Genomic DNA, 4,526 nt, shown 5'->3' with positions numbered 1-4,526 from the left:
GCTGGGCGGCCGACTGGTGATGCTGGCATACATGAACCATCCCAAGTCGGGTACCGCCGCCCGAGTTAGCGATCCGATCACCGCATTGCGGGCAGCGGGGTGGGAGTTCGCTTCACTTGCCGACCAGGTCGTGAACTGACGCGTCGACCAAAGTAGTCGTCGGTTGTCCTTCTGGCGGACCGATAAGTCGAGACTCCCGCGGAGGAGTTTTATCCAATTGTTGCACGAGACAACGGATCACACGAGGGCACACATGCCGATCGCAATGAATCTCGGCTGACATCGTGACTTCGGATGCACACGAAACCGTTGCGCTGGTGAGATCATAACGTCTGGTCATCGATTGTGCATTGGAGGAACGAATTGAAAGAGTTCGCGGGCATACCGCTATTTGTGGTAGCTGTGATCGGAACAGCCTTAATATTATTCGGGTTCGGTTCTCTATCAGCTCGGCCGCTTGGCAACTGGTGGAAGGCACGGAGAGCGCGGACCCAGGCAAGAATAAAATCCTGGCTATCCATGGTCGTCGGCGTCATCGTCATAGTCGCCGCTTTGGCGATAGCCTTACAGCTTCGCTTCTTCGAGCCGGCAACGACCAGCGAGGCGGTATCGGCTGTCGGGACAGTCAGCGGCGACCTGATCACCGCGATCATTGCCGCGGCGACCTTGGTGGCGGTCTATCTTCTCTACAAATCGGTTGGGCTTCTCGACAAGTCGGTCGGAGAACAGGCGAAGTTGGTCGAAGAAGAGGTAAAGCAACTCAAGGCCGACGCCTGTCAAAACGTTTCACAGGAGATGCTCACGATTGGCCGGTGGATGGCCGATCATCCTGAGTACCTCCACGCCGTGACGCGACCAAAGACGGAGGACTCGGCGCTTGGTACCTCTGTCGCTGAAGTCTTCGCTGATTTGATCGATCATGTATCCAGCCAGGCCCCCTTCCTGCCGGAAGGCTACGAGGGCTATTGGGACGACTATTTCGTGCACATCATCGGTACATGGCCACAGTTGGACAAATTTATTACGAAACACCGCAACTGGTATGGGCCCCATACGAAAGCGCTGCTGAAGAAAGCTCACGCTCTTAGCGCCTCGGACTCTGTTTCGAGCGCCTAACACACCGGCTGGAGCTTGGCGCGGCTCTGGCGCAGAGTACGACGCTGATCGCGGTATTCGTCGCAGCTTCTACTACGATGGCCTATCCGCCGTAGAGCGCGATGAGCTGATCGCCAAGTTGCACAACCGTGGCCTGTCGCAGAGCCAAATCGCCAAAAGGCTGGGCAACATCACGCAACAGGGAATAAGTAAAGCCCTGAAACGCATCGCGGCTAGTAGGACGGGTGCCGGCCCCCGCGGCTGACCTCGTTGCCACGCGTCCTAATCGTGCCAATGGCACCGTTTCACTGTCGGTGGGGATGGGGGGATAGTCGCGGCGGATCGAGGGGAGTTGGATGGTCAGCGGGGGCTCCGACCATGAAGGAGGCTGTTGTGGAAGTCAGCGTGAACTGCTATCTCAGTGACGACCCCACGCGTTCGCCGGTCGATGAGTTCGTAAATGAACTCGCGCAGCTGCGAGACGAAGGGTTCCGGCGAGTGTGGGCACCTCAAATGCCCTACCAGGCCGATCTGTTGACTGTATTGGCGGTCGCGTTCCGGGAGGTCGACACGATCGAGGTCGGGACTGGTGTATTGCCCATCCAGAACCAGCACCCGATGCTACTCGCGCAGCGTGCCCTGACGATCAGCTTGATTTCCGGCGGTCGGTTCACGCTCGGGCTCGGCATGACCCACCGCGTGGTCACCGAGGGCATGTGGGGGATTCCGTGGGACAAGCCCGTCCGCCGACTCAGCGAATACCTCGATGGTCTGCTTCCGTTGCTGTCGGGACAGGAAGCCAGTGCGACTGGAGAGACTGTGACAACCCGAGGGGTGGTGCGCATTCCAAATGCACCTGCGCCACCTGTCTGCATCGCGGCGCTGGGTCCGCAGATGCTGCGGCTGACGGGCCGGCGGTGTGCGGGCACGCTCACGTGGATGACCGGACCCAAGACCCTTGCCCAACACATCGGTCCCACACTCCGGGGGGCCGCCGCTGAGGCGGGTCGCACAGACGGCGCTGTGCGGGTGGTCGCCGCGGTTCCGGTCAGCGTCACAGATGACGTCGAGACAGTGCGTGCACAAGCCGCGGAGCAGTTCGCCATGTATGGGCAGTTGCCGTCATACCGCGCGATGCTTGATCACGAGGGCTACCGCGACCCGCAAGACGCCGCACTGATCGGTGAGGAGAACCTGGTCACCGAACGGATCGACGAGCTGCGCGACGCCGGTGTCGACGAGTTTGTCGGCTACCCGTTCGATGCCTCCGCGGAGGGCCGCGCCCGCACACGGAAGCTGTTGCGGGAGTATGGCAACTAGGGTGGTCAGGCTACTTCGCAAGTATTCGATCCGCGGCGGGCTGAGCGTGGCGAACTACGTTGGCGACCCCTGGAGGCTGCGGTCTCGCCCGTCGATGCCGTTGGGCCGCACCAATTCTGCCGCTACGTCCGATCGATCGGCCGCCGTAACTCCGCGAGAATCCCGATCGCCTCCCCCGGCCCTGGTCGTCAAGCCACGGCATCATCTTGATGATCGACTCCTGGCCAGTTTCGCGTAGGTAGCGATCTCGGACACGGCCGCCCGCGCCCCCCACTCATGGCGGCTGCCGCGCGATCAGCGTGATCGTGTTGAGCAGCGCGGTGGCCAGTGCGAAACTGTGTGGCTCATACTGCGCCTCGGCGGCCATATCCACCGCGCGGCGACCCTTGACACGGGCCTCCCCGCCGGCCCGTTCGGCTCGATCGCCTGCGTCAGCTCGGCCAGGGTTCAGCGCGACGTACATGCGCTTACTGTTCTTGAGCACGTTGTAAGTCGGCTGTCCGTCCCGCTCGCCGCATCGCCGCGCCTTCGCCGGTGGCGTCCTCCGGCGAAGGCGTCGGTAGCAGCGGGACGACCGTGAGCATGGATGCGGCGCTCGGACAGACTTTTGCACCCCTACCCCCTCGCCGAGCGCCTCCGCTCCTGAGGGGGCATTCAGCTCGGGTGTTCGAGTTCTGTTCGGGCCTGGTCGATTTGGTCGTAGGCGTACGTCACCATGGCGGCGGTGGTCATCGTTTCACCCTTGCGGGCGAGCGATTCGTAGGTCGCCTCACCGAGGACGTCGCGGAGGTGGGTGATCGCGGCGCTGAACTCAGGAACCGTTGCGGTCAAGGGACTGAACGCGAAACCGGCGATGGTGGCCGCTGGTTCGAAGCGTTCGAGCCGGTCGAGGAAGAATGCGAGAGTTACCAGGGCGGAACGGATAAGGCCGACGTTGCCTGAGTCGTAGTAGTTGCGGATGGCCAGAGTGATGTGATCGAGCGCCGCCAGCGGGTCGCCATGTTCGGCCTCAAGCCGTGGCAGAACGATCGCCAGGAGGGATTCGACGAAGCGGTTGCCGCTGTCTTGGGCGATCACCAGGCCCCGGCGCAGGGCCTCCAGCGCGCGGAGGGGATCAGCGTCGCGGAAGGCGTAGCCGTAGTTGCGAAGCGCGAACGAGAGCGCATGGGGGTTATGGGTGGCTTCGGCGGCGTCGATCAGCCCGTTCGCGGCGGCCCTCGCCTCGTCAGCGCGACCGGCCATCGTCAATGCGACGACCAGGGTTGCCCTGGTGATTGTGTGGGTGTCGCGGCCGGGTGCGAGCTGGGCGCGGCACCACTCGACGCATCGTTCGGGCTGGCCGATAACCAGGTACACAGCGCCGAGCCCGCCCTCGCCGCCGAACGGCACCTCTTCGTAGCGGCCACTGGCGATCGCCAGCTGGGCGGCGTCGGCATAGCCGACAGCCTCCTCGATCCGTCCGACCATAAAGCACTGCGTCGCCATCACGTACAGGACCGGGAGTCGGGGATGGTCGACGGCGCGGGCGGGCTCGATGAGCTCCTCGGCCCAGGCGATCGGCTCATAATTCTCGACCAGAGAGCCGAGCAACGTCGCGTAGGTGGCGATAGTGGCGGCGACATCAAGATCACCCCGGTCGGCGGCCCAGCGGAACGCGGTGCGCAGATTGGCCAGTTCGATCGTGAACCAGTCGTAGGCCTCCCGCTGGCGGGGGCTGTCCCACAGGGCCAGGATGTCGGCTTCCCGCCCGGCGAAGTAGCGGGCATGCGCGGTTCGCACCTCGGTCGCCGAACCGCTCGCGGCGAGTTGCTCCTCGGCGAACTGGCGGATCGTCTCCAGCATCGAAAACCGGGCATGCCCAGAGGAGCGATCTGCCAGGAGCAGCGACTTGCGCACCAAGGCATCGAGCAGATCGAGAATGGCATAGTCGTCGGGGTCGTCAAATCCTGCTACCGCGCAGGCACTTTCGAGGTCGAAGCCGCTGGCGAACACCGAACATCGGTCCAGCAGCACCTTCTCCGCGTCGTCGAGCAGGTCGTAAGACCAGGCCACCGCATGACGGAGCGTCTGGTGGCGTGCCAGGCCGCGCCGCGAGCCGACTAGCAGCCGGA

At 63.4% G+C, this 4,526-nt stretch carries 4 protein-coding genes; 2 read left to right on the top strand and 2 right to left on the bottom strand.

What is annotated here, in order from left to right; translation table 11 throughout:
- The first annotated feature begins 519 nt into the window (after positions 1-519).
- Together ACLP4W_RS22440 and ACLP4W_RS22435 are read left to right on the top strand one after the other, a co-directional pair.
- Positions 520-1,116 carry a hypothetical protein gene (locus ACLP4W_RS22440; RefSeq protein WP_442389621.1) on the top strand — a complete coding sequence of 199 codons (597 nt, stop codon included), beginning with the start codon at positions 520-522 and terminating at the stop codon, positions 1,114-1,116.
- A 357-nt stretch (positions 1,117-1,473) separates the two neighbouring features.
- Positions 1,474-2,415, top strand: coding sequence for a TIGR03564 family F420-dependent LLM class oxidoreductase (locus ACLP4W_RS22435; RefSeq protein ID WP_442389620.1), 942 nt, complete (start codon positions 1,474-1,476; stop codon positions 2,413-2,415).
- Between the two features lie 274 nt (positions 2,416-2,689).
- Here the strand turns inward: ACLP4W_RS22435 and ACLP4W_RS22430 are convergent, their stop codons facing one another.
- Together ACLP4W_RS22430 and ACLP4W_RS22425 are read right to left on the bottom strand one after the other, a co-directional pair.
- Positions 2,690-2,878 (bottom strand): hypothetical protein, encoded by a 189-nt coding sequence (locus ACLP4W_RS22430; RefSeq protein ID WP_442389619.1) that lies wholly within the window; start codon positions 2,876-2,878, stop codon positions 2,690-2,692.
- A gap of 191 nt (positions 2,879-3,069) precedes the next feature.
- Positions 3,070-4,526 (bottom strand): ATP-binding protein (locus ACLP4W_RS22425; RefSeq protein ID WP_442389618.1); only part of this gene is annotated, 1,457 nt, incomplete at its 5' end.

Source organism: Mycobacterium sp. (genome assembly GCF_052145595.1).
GTDB lineage: Bacteria > Actinomycetota > Actinomycetes > Mycobacteriales > Mycobacteriaceae > Mycobacterium.
Note: the sequence above shows the minus strand (reverse complement) of the source record. Positions and strands in the feature narration are given on the sequence as shown.